The sequence below is a fragment of the Streptomyces sp. NPDC051180 genome, from assembly GCF_040689545.1.
Classification (GTDB): domain Bacteria; phylum Actinomycetota; class Actinomycetes; order Streptomycetales; family Streptomycetaceae; genus Streptomyces.
On sequence record NZ_JBFBBC010000009.1, the window covers coordinates 26,970 to 40,755 of the forward strand.

Genomic DNA, 13,786 nt, shown 5'->3' on the forward strand with positions numbered 1-13,786 from the left:
GCCCACGATCACCCCGCATGGAACCCCGATCCCCGGGTAGGCGCCGCTTCGAACCGGGCGGTCGGCGCCCTGAAGACGAGGGAGTCGCACATGTTGATGGCCCACCCCGCGATCCTGCGCAATCTCATCGAGCAGTACGAGACGCTTCGCCTCCTGCACGCGGAGAACGGCGGCGCCGAGGTGCGGCAGCGCATGGACGACGTGGCCTACACGCTCTGTGTCTCCACCGGCACGCGGGACGTGGACACCGCTCTCATAGCGGCCCGCCACGGACTGCCCGGCGCCCGCCCGGAGGACGACTCCGTCCTCACCGCCTGAGCCCCCTCAGGCCCCCTTTGCCCGAGAGCCCGGCACGGCCGCCTTCCCCCCGAGGCCGTGCCGGGCTCTCGTGTGTCGCGCGCCAGGCGCCGGACGACGGGGCCACGGCGGAGGTCGGGTCGCTGCGGAGGGCGGGCGCACCCGGCCCGCGTGAGGTCCGCCACCGTCTCCGGGCATGCGGCCGGCCCGGGACGGAGCCTGTGCTCCGTTCCGGGCCGTCGGCTGCCGGGCGTGGTGTCAGATGATGCCGGGGCCGCCGTGGAACGGGCCGCCGACGCCGTAGTACGCGCCGATCTCCTCGCGGTACTGCCGGTCGGCGAGGTGCTTCTCGGAGAAGAACTCGGGGGCGTCCTTGACCTGTTCCTTGGTGAGGGCCAGGTGCAGCACCTGCTCCTCCAGGTCGACGAGGGTCACGGCGCTCGCCGGGATCAGGACCTCCTTGCCGAAGATCCAGACGCCGGTGTCCACGACCAGGTAGGCGTCACCGGCCTCCTCGGAGTGCTTGTCCACCTTGCCGATGTGGCCGTCGGACGCCTCGACGCGCCATCCGGTGAGGTCGGTGCCCGTCAGATGGCCGGACTGTGTGCTGTAGCTCCAGATGCGGTCGGTCATTGCTGTCACTCCTCTGCTGCGGTACGTCGTGTCTCGTCGTCGCACGGGGCGGGCGCGGGACCTCTCAGAGGAGGTCGCGGCGGCTGTCCTCGGTGACCGTGGGCGCCACGGGCGGGACCACCATCCGGCGGCGGCGAAGGACACTGGTGTAGACGGCGGTTCCTAGGAAGCCGACCGCCATGAGGATCAGACCGACCAGATCGAGGTCGACCGATTCGATCTCCCAGTCGGTCGCGAACGTCAGAACGGCGCCGACGGCGATCAGGATGATGCAGAGTCCCAGACCCATTGGTTGCTCCCTCCCATGCGGGTTCGACAGGCTCCGCGTTCCCGGGTCTCGCCCGTTCATGCCCGGCCGTTCACGGAAGGTCCCTGTCCTCGGCCGTTCGCGGAAGGTCCCTGTCCCCGGCCCCGCGCGGGCCGCCCCCTCCATCTCCCCTCCCCCGCGGGGATGTTCGCGGCACGACGGGGCACGCGACAGTCGCGGGCCTCCGCACACCGACGGGAGGGCATCCGCCGACGGGCCGGCGCCAGAGGCCGGCGCACACCCCCAGGGAGAACCCGATGCAGGTCCGCGCGAGGTCCATCCATCCGGATCTCCGGCTGACGGCCCACGCCGTCGCCGGCCGTTACCGGCTCGACCGCCTTCTGGGCCGCGGCGGGGCGGCCGACGTGTACGAGGCGCAGGACCTGCGGCTGCGCCGGGCCGTGGCGGTGAAGATGTTCCGGCCGTCGGGCCCGCACGGAGCGGAGGCCCAGTGCGCCTCGGGCCCGCACGGACCGGAGGCGCAGTGCGCCGAGGAGGGCAGGCTCCTCGCACGGATGCAGCACCCCGGTCTGGTGACGCTCTACGACACGGGCAGCGACGAGGGCCGCCCGTACCTGGTGATGCAGCTCGTCGAGGGCACGACCCTGCGCCGGCGCGTCGCCCGCGCGGTCCTCACCCCCGTCGAGACCTGCCGTGTCGGGGCGGCCCTGGCCTCGGCCCTCGCCCATGTGCACGCGCGCGACGTCGTCCACCGCGACGTCAAGCCGTCGAACATCCTCCTGGACACGACGGACGTCCCGCACCTCGCGGACTTCGGCATATCCCGCCGCCTCGACGTACCGCCGGAGCCCGAGCCCGAGCCCGACCACACCTTCCTGGGAACCGCCTCGTACATGGCCCCCGAACAGGCCCTGGGGCGGCACGCCGGCCCCCGCGCCGACGTGTACAGCCTGGGTCTCGTCCTCCTCGAAACCCTCAAAGGAGAGGCGGAGTACGGAGGAGCGCCCCTGGAGGCCGCGCTCGCGCACCTCCACCGTGCTCCCGTGCTCCCGTCCGGCCTCCCGCCCCGGCTCGCCCGCCTGCTCACGGCCATGACCGCCCGCAGCCCCGCGTCCCGCCCCGACGCCGCCGCCTGCGCGAAGGCCCTCGCCGACCCGCGTACGGCGGGTCGTTCCCCCGAACCGCCCGCCACCCCGTCGGCCTCCCGCGCACCCGGCCGCCCGGCCACCGGTTCCGCCGACCGTTCCTCCGCGCGCCCCGGCCGTCGCCCCACCGGCGTACGGGCCGTCGCCGCGACCCTGGCCACGATCGGCCTCTCGCTCACCGGCTCCCTGTCCAGCTCCCCCGCCGGCGACGCACCGGAGGCGTCCCCGCAGACGTCGCCGAGCACGGCGCCCCCTGCTCCCCCGCCGCACTCCTGACGCCCCGCCGGTCACTGACGGTCACTCAAAGCCCTTACACAGGAGCCCTTCCGCCGAGCGAGACGCGGGCCGCGAAAGCCGGAGACCAGGAGGCGTGAAACGGCGTCTTCGGGCAACACGGACCAGCAGCGCACCCCACCGGGTGCGGATCATCCCGACGGCAGGAAGGGAGCACCCATGACGCACGACATCTGGACCTATGGGGAGACGACGGCCCACGCGGCCCACCTGGACCTGACGGGATACAGCGTCGAGGCCACGGACGGGCCCGTCGGCAAGGTCGCCCTGCACGAGGCGGAGGCGGGCCGGAGCCACGTCGTGGTCGACACGGAACCGTGGCTCCCCGACCGGCGCGTCATCCTTCCGGCGGGTGTCGTGACCTCGGTCGACGCCCGCGCGGAATCCCTCCGCGTCAACTGCTCCAGGGCCCAGATCGAGGCCGCCCCGTCCTTCGAGCCCGGCCCCGACCAGCCCCATGACGACGGGCCGCACCGCATGCGGCTCCTCGACTACTACCTCGCGTTCTTCCGCTGAGCCCCAGACCCGCACACGACACCCCGCCCCGTCGACCGGAGGAGAATCCCGTGACCGCACTGCTCGCCCGCATCAAGCGCCTCCGCCAGAGCCCCCAGGGCCGCCGCGCGGTGGCCACCGTCCGCCGCGCCGCCGCCGACCCCCACCGCCGTGCCCAGGCGCAGCGCCTCCTCGGCAAGCTACGCCGCCGCTGACGGCCCCTCCGGCCTGCGCCGGTACGACACGACGCCCTGCGCGGGATACCGCGCAGGGCGTCGTCGTATGCGTACGTCCCCGTCGGGCCCTCCGGCTCTCCTGGTCGGCCCCGCGCATGCCGCCACCCGGCGGTGCGGGTCTGGGTGCCGAGCGCACGGCCGGGCGGCGGGGATCGGGGCGACCGTACGACGGTCGTCCGAGGGGTGTCCCGAGAGGTTGCCCCGGGGCCGGAAGGCCCCGGGGCCGGCGAGAGCCTGAGGGTCGGTCGGGTGACGGAGGTCAGGCGTCGAGGAGCAGGTGGAGCAGGGCGCGGTACTGGCGCAGCGCGTGGCGCAGGCTCTCGGTGTCGGCGTCGCGGCCCATGCTCCACTGTCCTTCGAGCGTGTTCCGGTGCTGGGCGAAGGTGTCGGCCAGGGTCCTCATCACATCGCCGACGAGCACGTCGGCCGCGTGGACCGCCTGGCGCGGGTCGTCCACGAACCGGCCCTGGACCTCCCGCCACCGCGCGCGGAACGCCTCCTGGTCCCCGGCGCCGAGCAGGTCGGGGACCTCCTCGTCCTCCGCCCTGTCATGGGGCCGCGCGGGATGTGCCTCCTGCGCGGGGCCTCGCCCCGCCGCCCCCGCCCCCGGTGCGTCCCGGCGCGGGCCCTCGGAGACCGGCGCGCCGGGAGTGCCGTGGTGGTCGGGGGCCCCGTGCGTACGCCGGGCGTCGTGGTCGCCTCCGTCCGCGGACGCGGCCGCGTCCGGGCCGGGCGGCACGGGCGGCATCGGGGGGACGGACGGCTCATGGGGTACGGACGGCTTCTGGGCCGGGATCCGCGGCACCGGCGGGGCCCCGGCGTGCGGGGCCCTGGGCTGCTGGCGCGGCACCTGCGGGGCGGGAGCGCCCTGACCGGGCCCGGGGTACGGAGAGCCGGCCTGCGGCGGAATCCCCTGCCCGGATGTGCCCTGCGAAGACTCGGCTCGCTGCGGAGGGACCTGCGGCGGAGGCGGGGCCTGAGGGGACTCGAAGTACTCGGGTGCGGCCTGCGGGGGCGCGGCCTGCTCCGGCCGGATGTGCGGCGGCGGGGCCTCCTGGCCCGGAGCCTGCGGGGGCAGGGCGCCCTGGGCCGGTTCGTTGCCCTGCGAAGCCTGCGGGCGCGGCCCGTCCGCATGCGGCACATCCTCACGAGGCTCTTCCTCACGACGCTCGTCCCGGCGCGGGGCCTGCCAGGGCGGGCCGTCCTGACGCGGGGTCTCCTCGCTCGCGGGCGGTGCGACCGACGGGGTCCGCTCGACGGGGGCGCGCCCCGCGTCACCGTCCGTCGTCCCGGACCCGGGTGCGGTGGGGCCGGGGCGCCGCGGTTCCGCCCAGGGGTCGGTGCGCTCGGCCGTGTGGTCGGTGTGGTGGCGTCGGGCGGGTGCCTGCGTCGTCCGCTCGGGCGTCTCCTGGTGGTGTCGTCGCATGTCTCCTGCCTTCGCGTCAGGACCGGCGTGCGCCGGTCGGCTCGCCGTCGGCGAGCAGGTCGTCGAAGAGGGTGCGGTAGTCCGTCATCGCACCCCGCAGTTGTTCGGTGGTGGCGGCGTTGGAGGTGCTCAGCGCGTGCACCTCCAGGGCGGCCCGGTAGTGCTCCAGCGTGCGGCCGTGGCGCACGGACAGGTCGCGCAGCCGCTGCTCGTATCCCTCGGCGGGGTAGCCGCGGTCCCGCATCAGCGCCCTCACCAGCTCGTCGGCGCCGTTCACGGCGGCCTCGGGCCGGTCCACGAACTCCTCCTGGACCCGGCTCCACAGGCGGGCGTACTGCTCGCGGGCGGCGCTCGTCACGGGCTTGACGTCGAGGTCGTGGAAGCGGCGTTCGCGGGCGTCGAGTTCCTGTTCCGCGGCCCTTCTGCTGCCGCGGGCCGCCACGGCCCGTTCGTACTCCGGTCCGAAGCGGTCGCGCAGTCGGTCCCGTCTTCTGCGGGCCACCGCCGCGGCGACGCACGCGGCCACCACGACCGCGGCGGCCAGGACGACGGCCAGGACGATTCCGGTCGACATCGGCTCTCACCCCTCCGTGCTCTCTCGGCGAGTCGCACTGTCCCGTCCCCTGGGCTCCGGGGACTCGTAGCGGTCCGCGTGCCCCGAGCCCCGCGACGCAAACCGGACGTCAGCGGACGTACACGCGCCGTCCCCGCGGCGAGGTGCCGCCGCCTCGGTGCGAGGTCACGGCCGAGAGGCGCCGATGCAGGTCATGCGGCATGCGCGCGGCGGGTCAGGAACTCTCGTCGCGGGGCGGGAGGAAGGCGATGCACTCGGCATCGAGCTGATCGGCCACGGAGAGCAGCTGCTCGACGAGCGTCCGGGCGGCCTCCTCGCCCGAACCGCTCTCGTCCAGGGACCCCGCGCCGTCGTCCGCGAGCTGCCGCAGCAGAGCGGTGACCTCGCCCGCCGGGATCAGCAGGCCCGCCTCACCGGCGGAAATGAGGGAGAGCGCCAACGCCATGGTGCATCGCCTCCGTGATTCGACGGCCCCGCGTCCGCGGGTCCGTAAGCTCCTGTGCCGCTTCTACCCTGCTCGACGGCGCGCCGCACACACCTCCGCGCCACGCGGGGAGCACCGACGGCTTCGCACGCGGAGGCGCTCGGGTTCCCGCCTCCTCCGGACGGAGTTGTCCGCGAACTCCCCCGAAATTGTCCGTGATCGGTAACGGACGCATCCCCCGACGGCCGAACGCCGTCCTGACGAGTGGTCGCGACGCGATCAGGAGCCGGTGGGGAACCGGGGGAAAGAGTGGGGGCGGACATGGCACGGCACGGTGACGGGCGCGGCTGGTACGGCAAGCTGGTCGGGGCGGCGCTCGGGGTGACGGTCCTCGCGACCGGCGCGTCGGTGTGGACCGCGCACGCCGGTTCCACGAACGACGCTCCGCCGAGCGCGAGCAGGCCGGCCGCGCCGGTCGAGGCCGTCAAGCCGGTCTCGGTGACCATCGCGCACGCCTCGGAGGCCGGCGCGCGGGGCGTCAACATCACCATCGACGACGGGCCCGACCCCGTGTGGACGCCTCAAGTGCTCGACGTGCTGCGGGAGTACGGGGTGAAGGCCACGTTCTGCATGGTGGGGACGCAGGCGCAGGCCCACCCCGACCTCGTCAAGAAGGTCGTCGCCGCCGGGCACCGGCTCTGCAACCACTCGGTCTCGCACGACACCTCCATGGACAAGGCGTCCCAGGACTACCAGAAGCAGCAGATCCTCGACGCCGAACGTATGATCACCCAGGCGTCCGGCGGCGTCCGCCCCGTCTACTACCGCGCGCCCGGCGGCGCCTTCACCCCCTACAGCCGCGGCGTCGCCGCCTCCCGCGGCATGCGCCCGCTCGGCTGGAACGTCGACACCAAGGACTTCGAACGGCCCGGCACCGACGCCATCGTCGCCACCGTCGAACGCGAACTCCCCAACGGCCCGACCCTCCTCTTCCACGACGCCGGCGGCGACCGATCCCAGACCGTCGAAGCCCTCCGCCGGCTCCTCCCCCGCCTCAAGGAAGAGGGCTACACCTACGGCTACCCCACCCGCTGACCCCGCCGCAGGCGCCTCGCCCGGCTCAGCGGACGCGGCCTCGGGACTTCAGGTGGGTGGCCGGGACGTCCGGGGCGTCGAGGCGGTCGCCGTCGTAGCCCTTCACCTCGCCGAAGCGGTCGCTCTTCATCCAGTCCTCGCGGGCCTGGCGGATCTCCTCGTCCGTGCGGCCGACGAAGTTCCACCACATGACGAGTTCCTCTGCGAAGGGTTCGCCGCCGAGGAGCATGAGGCCGGCGTCGGAGAGGGCGTGGAGGGGGAGTTCGGTACGGCCGCAGCCGAGGTAGAGCATGGAGCCGGGCAGGACGGGGACGCCGTCGACGTGGGCTTCGCCGGACATGGAGAGGACGGCGTACTCGAAGTCGGGGTCGAGGGGGAGACGGGTCTCGGCGCCGGCGGCGAGGGAGAGGTCGGCGCCGACGAGGGGGGTGTAGGTGGTGCCCGGGGAGGTGGCGCCGTCGAGGCTGCCGAGGAGGACGGTGGCGGTGAGGCCGGGGGCGGTGACGTGGGGCAGCTCGGCGTGGTGCTGGAAGTGGGGCTCGACGTGGCGGTGGGCGTCGGGGAGGGCCACCCAGAGCTGGGCGCCGTGCAGGAAGCGGGCGTGCGGGCGGGGGCTCTCCTCCGAGTGGGAGATCGCGCGGCCCGAGGTCATCAGGCCGAGCTCGCGCGGGCGGATCGTCTGGAGGCTGCCGGTGGAGTCGCGGTGCAGGACCTCGCCCTCATGGAGCCAGCTCACGGTCTGGAGCCCCATGTGCGGGTGGGGCGGGACCTGCATCCCCGGTTCGTCGGCGATGTCGTCGGGCCCGTAGTGGTCGACGAAGGCCCAGGCGCCGACCATGCGCCGGCCCAGGTTCGGCAGCAGCCGGCGGACCTCGGTCGACTCGCCGAGCCGGACGCGGCGGGGGCTGAGCAGCTCCCGCACCGGCTCGGCGACGACGAAGCCACGACCGCCGCAGACGGTCGGCGCGGCCTGACGATCAAGATTGCTCATGTCGCTCAACCTTTTCTGTCCGGGTTCCGGGGGTCGGGGCGCCCCCGGGAGCGCGTCGGGGCACCCCATGGTGGAATGTTCAACCAACTCGCCTTGTTGACGTGATCGACCACCCCACAGGGTGGCAGATCAGGGCCTCGGGAAAGGGGCGGCAAGTGAGCGACACGTACTACGAGTTCGGAACGGCCGGAGAGCGCTGGGACCGGGCGCGGCTGTTCTTCGAGGCGAAGGAGTACGGCACCGCCGCCCGCATCCTGAGCGGACTCGTCGCCGAGCACCCGGAGCAGACGGCCCAGCGGCTCCTGCTGGCGCGGGCGTACTACCACTCCGCCCGGCTCTCCAAGGCCGAGACCGAGCTGCGGGCCGTCCTCGACCGCGACCCGGTCGAGCACTACGCCCGTCTGATGCTGGGGCGCACCCTGGAGCGCCTGGGCCGTACGGCCGAGGCGGCGCCGCATCTGCGGATGGCCGCCGCGATGACGGGCGAGACCGTGTCCTGACGCGCCACTGATACCCCCGCACGGTACATTCGGCGGCCAGGAGGTCCTGGCTGTGATGACACCCCGAGCGGAACACGACGGACGAGCAGGAGGTGCCCTGGCGCACCTCCTGCTCGTCGTCGTGCTCGCGCTCGGGGTGTTCCTGATGCACGCCGTCGGTCACCCCGAGGGCTCCGGCGGCGGCTCGGGAGCCCACGTCGCCGGGTCCGGCGGGGGCCACGCGATGGCGCCCGCCGCATCAACCGAACGGGCCCCCGCGACGGCCTTCGCCGGCACCGCGGACTCCCGCCCCGTGGCCGCCCCGGCCTCCCCCTCGCACGGAGCCGGTGGCTCCGACGCGCGGCACGAGCCCGGGGCGGGGACGGACATGACGACGCTGTGCGTGGCCGTCCTCGGCGCATGGCTCCTCGCCGGGCTGGTACGGGCCGCGCTCGGGCGCCGCCCCGAGTGGCTGACCCTGCTCCTCGCGCGGCTCTCCCCCGCACGCCGTCCGCACGCGCCGCCCCGTCGGCCACCTGACCTCGCCCGTCTGTCCGTCCTGCGGATATAGGCCGTACCGCCGCCGCGGGCGCCTCGCGCTGCCCGTGAGCACCTTCGGCCTGCCCGTTTCCGCCCGTACGACCAGCACACGAGGTGTCACGACATGCGTGCCTTCACGAACCGCACCACCCGGAAGATCGCCCTCATCGGCGCCGCCACCGCGACGGGGCTCCTGCTCTCCGCCTGCGGCGCGGACGACGGCATGAGCGGAGCGGACCACGGCGGCCCGTCCGCCCCGGCCACCGCCTCGGCCGGTTCCGGCGCCACCGCCGCCCCTTCGGGAGCGGCCGCCGAGGCCGGCGCACCCGGAGCGTTCAACGACGCGGACGTCATGTTCGCGCAGATGATGATCCCGCACCACGAGCAGGCCCTGGAGATGGCGAAGCTCGCCGACGGCCGGGCCGAGGACGCCGAGATCAAGGAGCTGGTCGCCGCCGTCGAGCGGGCCCAGGACCCGGAGATCGCGAAGATGAGGGCCTGGCTCAAGGGCTGGGGCAGGCCCGAGTCGGCGGACCACGGGTCCGCGCACGGGTCCGCACACGGCTCCGGCTCCGAAGGCGGGATGGCCGGGATGATGTCCGACCAGGACATGAAGGACCTGGCCGCCGCGAAGGGTGCCGCCTTCGACCGCAGGTTCGCCGAGCTGATGATCGCGCACCACGACGGGGCGGTGGCGATGGCCGAGGACGAGCGGAAGAACGGCCGCAACGCCACGGCCAGGAAGCTCGCCGACGACGTCGTGCGCACGCAGTCCGCGGAGATCGCGGCGCTGCGGAGGATCCTCGACCGGATCTGATCACGTCCCGGCCCCCGCGTACGGAGGCCCTGCACGCGCGCGCGTGCAGGGCCTCCCGCGTCGGGTGCGGCCGTCGTCACTCGCCCTCGGGGCGCTCCACGACCACCTCGCCGCCCACCACGACGGTCCGGGCGACGGTGCCGGGGATCTCGTCGGGGTCGATCCGCAGGATGTCCCGGGAGAGGACCACGAAGTCGGCGAGCTTGCCGACGGTCAGCGAACCGCGCTCGTGGTCGAGGAAGTTGGCGTAGGCCGAGCCCATCGTGTAGCCCTCGACGGCGGTCGTGACATCGATGGTCTCGCCGGCCGTCCAGGCGTCGCCGCCGCCGGGCGGACGGCGGGTGACGGCGGCGTGGATGCCGACCATGGGGTCCATCTCGGCGACGTTCCAGTCGCTGGAGAGGGCGAGGACCGCTCCGGCGGCGTGCAGGCTGCGCAGGGGCCATGCCTTGTGCCAGCGGTCGGGGCCGACGTTCTCGGCCCAGTCCTGTCCGGGTCCCGCGATGTCGGGGGCGGCGTGCCGGGGCTGCATGCAGGCGACGACGCCGAGGGCGGCGAAGCGCGGGGTGTCGGCCGGGTCCAGGCATTCGACGTGGACGATCTGGTGGCGGGCGTCGCGCGGGCCGTTGGCGGCGCGGGCGTGCTCGACGGCGTCGAGCACGGTGCGGATGCCCCGGTCGCCGGTGGCGTGGACGAAACACTGGAAGCCGCGCGCGTCGAGCCGGGTGAGCAGCTCGGCGAACTCCTCGGGCGGGTAGAACGTGTCGCCGCGGTGGTGGGAGCAGCCCGCGTACGGCTCCAGGAGGGCGGCCGTGCGCGGTTCGACGACGTCGTCGATGTAGAGCTTGAGGGGGCCGACGCGCAGCCGGTCGTCGGCGAACTCGCGCGCCGCCGCCTCGAAGGCGTCGAGGTCGGCGTCGGTGGTGCCGCGGGGGTGGAAGAGGGCGGCGACGATCCGGGAGCGGAGCCGTCCCTCGGCGCGGGCGCGCTGGAAGAGGGCGAGGTCGTCGAGGGAGTTCTGGGGTTCGACGACGGTGGTGATGCCGAAGCCGATGGCGTCGTCGAGGCTCCGGGCGAGGCGGCCGTACTGGCGGTCCGGGGAGGCCCAGGGGAGGCCGATGTCGCGGAGGGCGCGGTGACCGTCGCGGGAGAGCCCCCGGACGGCGAAGTCCTTGACGAATCCGGTGGGCTCGCCGGTCTCGGGGTCGGTGACCGCCCGGCCGAAGGGCAGGTCGGTGTGGTCGCGGTCGACGCCGAGGCGGCGCAGGGCGGCGGTGTTGAGCCAGGCGGTGTGGACGTCGTAGCTGAGGACGAGGGCGGGGGTGTCGCCGGTGGCGGGGTCGAGGTCGGCGGCGGTGGGCATCCGCCCGTCGGGGACGGCGGAGTAGTCGAACGCCTCCGCCTCGATCCACTCGGCGTCGGGGTGGGCCGCGTGCCAGGTGCGGATCCGTTCGTGGATCGCGTCGAGGGTGCGGGCGCCGGCCAGCTGGACGCAGGCGTCGTCGGAGCCGAGGCGGACGTGGTTGTGGGCGTCGACGAAGCCGGGCAGGACGAGCCGTCCCCCGGCGTCGAGCACCCGGGTGCCGGGTCCGGCCCAGGCGTCGGCCTCGGCGTCGGAGCCGAGCCAGACGATCCGGCCGGCGCGGACGGCGAGCGCCTCGGCCTCGGGGAGCGCCGGGTCGACGGTGTGGATCCGGGCGCCGGTGAGGAGGAGGTCGGCGGGGGGCTGGGTGGTGCCGTTCATGCGGGGTGACTCCGTGGGGTGCGTACGAGCGTGTCGAGGCGGGTGGGGGCGGGGGTCAGGCGCGGAGCGGTGCGACGGTCCGCCGGGCGAGGAGCACGTAGACCAGGGCGGAGACGGCCGCGCCGAGCAGGGTGAGGTCCGCGCCGCCGAGCGGGGCGACGAGCGGGCCGGTCCAGAGCTCGGAGTCGCAGGTGAGGGCGGAGAAGAGGAGGCCGGAGAGGAGTGCCAGGAGGCCGGCGGGGTGCCAGCCGCCGCGGTACCAGTAGGCGCCGCCGGGGCCCGTGTGCAGGCCGGCGGCGTCGTAGGTGCAGCGCCGGAGCACCATGTCGGCGAGGAAGACCCCGCCCCAGGGGGCGAAGACGATGATGAGGAGGGAGAGGAAGGAGAGGAGCGAGGTGGTGAAGTCGGTGAGGAAGAGGGCGCCGAGGGAGCCCGCGGCGGTGACGCCGGCGCTGATGACGATGGCCCGGGCGCGGGTCCAGGGGATGCCGAGGACCTGGAGGTTCAGGCTCGACGAGTAGAGCGTGATGATCGAGTTGGTGACGGATCCGCCGAGCACGAGGGCGAGGAAGAGGGGCTGGAACCAGCCGGGGAGCAGGCTCTCGGTCCCGGCGACGGCGTCGGTCATGTCCGTCTGGGTGGCGGCTGCCACGCCCGCGACGCCGAGGGCCACGGAGGAGAGGAAGCCGCCCAGGGCCCCGCTCCAGGTGACGGCCTTGAGGGAGGTCGTCCGGGGCAGGTAGCGGGTGTAGTCGGCGGGCATGGGGAGGTACGAGAAGGGGCCCGCGAGCATGACGACGAAGGCGAGGCTCCACCCGGAGGCGCCGGGCGCGGCGGCGGGGGCGGCGGTGTCGGTGCCGGGGAGGACGAGGACGAGGAGCGCGGCGAAGCCGACGGCGAGGACGTAGGCCATCCAGCGTTCGGCGAACTGGACGGTGGCGTGGCCCCAGAGGGCGACGACGAAGGTCAGCGCGAGGGTGACGCCGAGGGCGAGCGCGCGGGCGGCGTGTCCGCCGTGCCAGCCGAGGTCGGCGAAGAACGCTTCGAGGGCGAGGGTGCCGACCACGGTGTTGACGATGGTGTAGCCGATGCTGACGATCCAGTTGAGGAGCCCGGCGGGCCAGTTGCCCCGGATGCCGAACGCGGCCCGGGAGATCACCAGGGTGGCGGTGCCGGTGCGCACGCCGCTGAGGCCGGCCGCGCCGATGGCGGTGAAGGAGAGGCCGCCGATCACGACGACGGCGGTGGCCTGCCAGAAGGAGAGCCCGAAGGCGACGGCCAGGGCGCCGTTGATGACGTACGTGAACGTGAGGTTCGAGCCGAACCAGAGCCAGAAGACGTCCTTGGCGCCGCCGTGGCGTTCGGCGTCGGGTATGGGGTCGATGCCGTGTTCCTCGACCTGGAAGACCTCGTCGGCCGCCGGACGGCCCGCGGTCACGGCCGCCGTCTCGTGTCCCAGCACATCGCACTCCTGTCGTCGGATCCTGTCCCGAGGATCTTGAACGTCGTTCTAAGTTCTTGAACGACATTCAAGATGTGCGATGGGTTCGGCCCACGTCAAGACCTGCAGCCGATGCGGTTAGGGTCGATCCCGCACCCGGTGGTGCACGGAGACACCCGGCGGGTACACACGGCAAGCGCCGCCGTACGCGGCGGCACACGGATCGGCAGGACGGGGACGGCGCGGTGGCAGGCGCGGCACGACGACGGGACGGACACGTCACCCAGGAGCGGATGCTGGAGGAGGCGATGACGGCGATCGCCGAGGACGGCCTCGCCTCGCTCACCATGTCCGCGCTCGCGGAGCGGCTCGGCACGAGCGGCGGCCACATCCTGTACTACTTCGGCAGCAAGGACCTGCTGCTGCTCGCCGCGCTCCGGTGGAGCGAGGCCGCGCTCGCCGAGGAGCGCCGGGCGCTGATGGCCCGCCGCCTCACCGCCGAGCGCAAGCTCGACCTCTTCCTCCGGCTCTACCTGCCGCGCGGCCCCCGCGATCCCCGCTGGACCCTGTGGATCGAGCTCTGGGCGCGCACGCCCGGCAACGGATCCCTCCGCGAGGCCCAGGAGGAACTGGACCAGGGCTGGCAGCAGGACCTGGAGGCCCTGCTCGCGGCGGGCGTCGCACGCCGCCGCTTCGCCCCCCTCGACACGGCCGCGCGCGCCTCCGAACTCCTGGCCCTGCTCGACGGGTTGAGCACCCGCGTCGTGCTGGGACAGGAGTCACGCGGCGATCCGCGGCCCGCACTGGAGGCGGCCCGCTCGGCGGCCCGGCTGCTGATCGCCCCGTACCCGCCCGGAGAGGACGACGGCCCCTCCGGGTGACGGACA

Annotated in this window: 17 protein-coding genes; 9 read left to right on the plus strand and 8 right to left on the minus strand. The window is 74.0% G+C overall.

Features of this window, described 5'->3' with window-relative positions; translation table 11 throughout:
• Nucleotides 1-90 precede the first annotated feature (90 nt).
• Nucleotides 91-318: a DUF5133 domain-containing protein gene (locus AB0424_RS17575; RefSeq protein ID WP_366306298.1), complete on the plus strand. Its 228-nt coding sequence runs from the start codon at nucleotides 91-93 to the stop codon at nucleotides 316-318.
• A 237-nt stretch (nucleotides 319-555) separates the two neighbouring features.
• Here AB0424_RS17575 and AB0424_RS17580 read toward each other — a convergent pair whose 3' ends face one another.
• Together AB0424_RS17580 and AB0424_RS17585 are read right to left on the minus strand one after the other, a co-directional pair.
• Nucleotides 556-930: a PRC-barrel domain-containing protein gene (locus AB0424_RS17580; protein WP_366306300.1), complete on the minus strand. Its 375-nt coding sequence runs from the start codon at nucleotides 928-930 to the stop codon at nucleotides 556-558.
• A 64-nt stretch (nucleotides 931-994) separates the two neighbouring features.
• Nucleotides 995-1,219: a DUF6458 family protein gene (locus tag AB0424_RS17585; protein ID WP_366306302.1), complete on the minus strand. Its 225-nt coding sequence runs from the start codon at nucleotides 1,217-1,219 to the stop codon at nucleotides 995-997.
• Between the two features lie 275 nt (nucleotides 1,220-1,494).
• Between AB0424_RS17585 and AB0424_RS17590 the strand changes: the two genes are divergently transcribed.
• The 3 genes from AB0424_RS17590 to AB0424_RS17600 all read left to right on the plus strand — a co-directional run bounded on the left by AB0424_RS17590 (nucleotide 1,495) and on the right by AB0424_RS17600 (nucleotide 3,347).
• Nucleotides 1,495-2,619 (plus strand): serine/threonine-protein kinase, encoded by a 1,125-nt coding sequence (locus tag AB0424_RS17590; protein WP_366306304.1) that lies wholly within the window; start codon nucleotides 1,495-1,497, stop codon nucleotides 2,617-2,619.
• Nucleotides 2,620-2,796: 177 nt separating this feature from the next.
• A complete protein-coding gene (locus tag AB0424_RS17595) occupies nucleotides 2,797-3,153 on the plus strand; it encodes a PRC-barrel domain containing protein (RefSeq protein ID WP_366306306.1) in 357 nt (118 codons plus the stop codon).
• A gap of 50 nt (nucleotides 3,154-3,203) precedes the next feature.
• Nucleotides 3,204-3,347: a hypothetical protein gene (locus tag AB0424_RS17600; RefSeq protein WP_366306308.1), complete on the plus strand. Its 144-nt coding sequence runs from the start codon at nucleotides 3,204-3,206 to the stop codon at nucleotides 3,345-3,347.
• A gap of 280 nt (nucleotides 3,348-3,627) precedes the next feature.
• Here AB0424_RS17600 and AB0424_RS17605 read toward each other — a convergent pair whose 3' ends face one another.
• From AB0424_RS17605 to AB0424_RS17615, 3 genes are all read right to left on the minus strand, one after another.
• Complete coding sequence (locus AB0424_RS17605; RefSeq protein ID WP_366306310.1) at nucleotides 3,628-4,794, minus strand: hypothetical protein; 1,167 nt, start codon at nucleotides 4,792-4,794, stop codon at nucleotides 3,628-3,630.
• Between the two features lie 16 nt (nucleotides 4,795-4,810).
• Complete coding sequence (locus AB0424_RS17610) at nucleotides 4,811-5,368, minus strand: hypothetical protein (RefSeq protein WP_366306312.1); 558 nt, start codon at nucleotides 5,366-5,368, stop codon at nucleotides 4,811-4,813.
• Nucleotides 5,369-5,582: 214 nt separating this feature from the next.
• Complete coding sequence (locus AB0424_RS17615; protein ID WP_366306313.1) at nucleotides 5,583-5,813, minus strand: hypothetical protein; 231 nt, start codon at nucleotides 5,811-5,813, stop codon at nucleotides 5,583-5,585.
• 300 nt (nucleotides 5,814-6,113) lie between these two features.
• On the opposite strand from AB0424_RS17615, the gene AB0424_RS17620 reads away from it, so the two are divergent.
• Nucleotides 6,114-6,887 carry a polysaccharide deacetylase family protein gene (locus AB0424_RS17620; protein ID WP_366306315.1) on the plus strand — a complete coding sequence of 258 codons (774 nt, stop codon included), beginning with the start codon at nucleotides 6,114-6,116 and terminating at the stop codon, nucleotides 6,885-6,887.
• 25 nt (nucleotides 6,888-6,912) lie between these two features.
• On the opposite strand, the gene AB0424_RS17625 is transcribed toward AB0424_RS17620, so the two are convergent.
• The gene (locus tag AB0424_RS17625) at nucleotides 6,913-7,878 is read right to left on the minus strand and encodes a pirin family protein (protein ID WP_366306317.1); all 966 of its coding nucleotides are present in this window, start codon (nucleotides 7,876-7,878) and stop codon (nucleotides 6,913-6,915) included.
• A gap of 155 nt (nucleotides 7,879-8,033) precedes the next feature.
• Between AB0424_RS17625 and AB0424_RS17630 the strand changes: the two genes are divergently transcribed.
• The 3 genes from AB0424_RS17630 (at nucleotide 8,034) to AB0424_RS17640 (ending at nucleotide 9,714) form a co-directional block, all read left to right on the plus strand.
• On the plus strand, nucleotides 8,034-8,378 hold the full coding sequence (locus AB0424_RS17630; RefSeq protein ID WP_366306319.1) for a tetratricopeptide repeat protein: 345 nt from the start codon (nucleotides 8,034-8,036) through the stop codon (nucleotides 8,376-8,378).
• 55 nt (nucleotides 8,379-8,433) lie between these two features.
• A complete protein-coding gene (locus tag AB0424_RS17635) occupies nucleotides 8,434-8,928 on the plus strand; it encodes a hypothetical protein (protein ID WP_366306321.1) in 495 nt (164 codons plus the stop codon).
• Nucleotides 8,929-9,021: 93 nt separating this feature from the next.
• Nucleotides 9,022-9,714 (plus strand): DUF305 domain-containing protein, encoded by a 693-nt coding sequence (locus tag AB0424_RS17640; RefSeq protein ID WP_366306323.1) that lies wholly within the window; start codon nucleotides 9,022-9,024, stop codon nucleotides 9,712-9,714.
• Nucleotides 9,715-9,790: 76 nt separating this feature from the next.
• Here the strand turns inward: AB0424_RS17640 and AB0424_RS17645 are convergent, their stop codons facing one another.
• Nucleotides 9,791-11,458 carry an amidohydrolase gene (locus AB0424_RS17645; protein ID WP_366306325.1) on the minus strand — a complete coding sequence of 556 codons (1,668 nt, stop codon included), beginning with the start codon at nucleotides 11,456-11,458 and terminating at the stop codon, nucleotides 9,791-9,793.
• A gap of 55 nt (nucleotides 11,459-11,513) precedes the next feature.
• On the minus strand, nucleotides 11,514-12,920 hold the full coding sequence (locus AB0424_RS17650) for a cytosine permease (RefSeq protein WP_366306326.1): 1,407 nt from the start codon (nucleotides 12,918-12,920) through the stop codon (nucleotides 11,514-11,516).
• Nucleotides 12,921-13,144: 224 nt separating this feature from the next.
• Here AB0424_RS17650 and AB0424_RS17655 point away from each other — a divergent pair, with 224 nt between their 5' ends.
• Nucleotides 13,145-13,780 carry a TetR/AcrR family transcriptional regulator gene (locus tag AB0424_RS17655; protein WP_366306328.1) on the plus strand — a complete coding sequence of 212 codons (636 nt, stop codon included), beginning with the start codon at nucleotides 13,145-13,147 and terminating at the stop codon, nucleotides 13,778-13,780.
• Nucleotides 13,781-13,786: the final 6 nt, after the last annotated feature.

Coding starts and splice junctions, on each gene's coding strand:
- AB0424_RS17625 (WP_366306317.1), bottom strand. CDS start 7,878: ATGAGCAATCTTGATCGTCAGGCCGCGCCGACCGTCTGCGGCGGTCGT.
- AB0424_RS17595 (WP_366306306.1), top strand. CDS start 2,797: ATGACGCACGACATCTGGACCTATGGGGAGACGACGGCCCACGCGGCC.
- AB0424_RS17620 (WP_366306315.1), top strand. CDS start 6,114: ATGGCACGGCACGGTGACGGGCGCGGCTGGTACGGCAAGCTGGTCGGG.
- AB0424_RS17635 (WP_366306321.1), top strand. CDS start 8,434: ATGACACCCCGAGCGGAACACGACGGACGAGCAGGAGGTGCCCTGGCG.
- AB0424_RS17615 (WP_366306313.1), bottom strand. CDS start 5,813: ATGGCGTTGGCGCTCTCCCTCATTTCCGCCGGTGAGGCGGGCCTGCTG.
- AB0424_RS17610 (WP_366306312.1), bottom strand. CDS start 5,368: ATGTCGACCGGAATCGTCCTGGCCGTCGTCCTGGCCGCCGCGGTCGTG.
- AB0424_RS17580 (WP_366306300.1), bottom strand. CDS start 930: ATGACCGACCGCATCTGGAGCTACAGCACACAGTCCGGCCATCTGACG.
- AB0424_RS17605 (WP_366306310.1), bottom strand. CDS start 4,794: ATGCGACGACACCACCAGGAGACGCCCGAGCGGACGACGCAGGCACCC.
- AB0424_RS17575 (WP_366306298.1), top strand. CDS start 91: ATGTTGATGGCCCACCCCGCGATCCTGCGCAATCTCATCGAGCAGTAC.
- AB0424_RS17590 (WP_366306304.1), top strand. CDS start 1,495: ATGCAGGTCCGCGCGAGGTCCATCCATCCGGATCTCCGGCTGACGGCC.
- AB0424_RS17640 (WP_366306323.1), top strand. CDS start 9,022: ATGCGTGCCTTCACGAACCGCACCACCCGGAAGATCGCCCTCATCGGC.
- AB0424_RS17585 (WP_366306302.1), bottom strand. CDS start 1,219: ATGGGTCTGGGACTCTGCATCATCCTGATCGCCGTCGGCGCCGTTCTG.
- AB0424_RS17645 (WP_366306325.1), bottom strand. CDS start 11,458: ATGAACGGCACCACCCAGCCCCCCGCCGACCTCCTCCTCACCGGCGCC.